The sequence below is a fragment of the Stenotrophomonas sp. GbtcB23 genome, assembly GCF_019091045.1.
Taxonomy (GTDB): domain Bacteria; phylum Pseudomonadota; class Gammaproteobacteria; order Xanthomonadales; family Xanthomonadaceae; genus Stenotrophomonas; species Stenotrophomonas rhizophila_A.
The window spans coordinates 1-263 of record NZ_JAGXKC010000458.1 but is presented as its reverse complement, the minus strand read 5'-3'; the positions used below and the strand labels follow the sequence as shown (position 1 = coordinate 263).

At 63.5% G+C, this 263-nt stretch carries 1 protein-coding gene; it reads right to left on the bottom strand.

Going from position 1 to position 263, the window contains the following annotated elements:
- Positions 1-219: hypothetical protein (locus tag KVS69_RS19765; RefSeq protein WP_217539795.1), on the bottom strand; the 219-nt coding region annotated here is incomplete at its 3' end.
- Between the last annotated feature and the right edge of the window lie 44 nt (positions 220-263).

The window sequence follows — 263 nt, the reverse complement described above, 5'->3', positions numbered from 1 at the left end:
CAGGTCGCGCGGCGGGCCTGCTGCCTGCCGCCGCCGCTCGTTCACATCCTCGACCGTGCCTGTTGCGTCATAGGCTTCGCGCGCCTGAGCCAACTGCAATTCCAGCGCCCGCAATCCGCCCTCGGTGACGAGGTTCGGGTGGGGCGAAATTGGGCGGTCGGGCAGCAGGGTTTCCGAGGCTGTTTCGGCACTATCCTCCTTGGTGAAAGCAACGCCCAATCTGGAACTCCGTTCAGGTGCTGCATGGTCTTGAATTCGGTGAA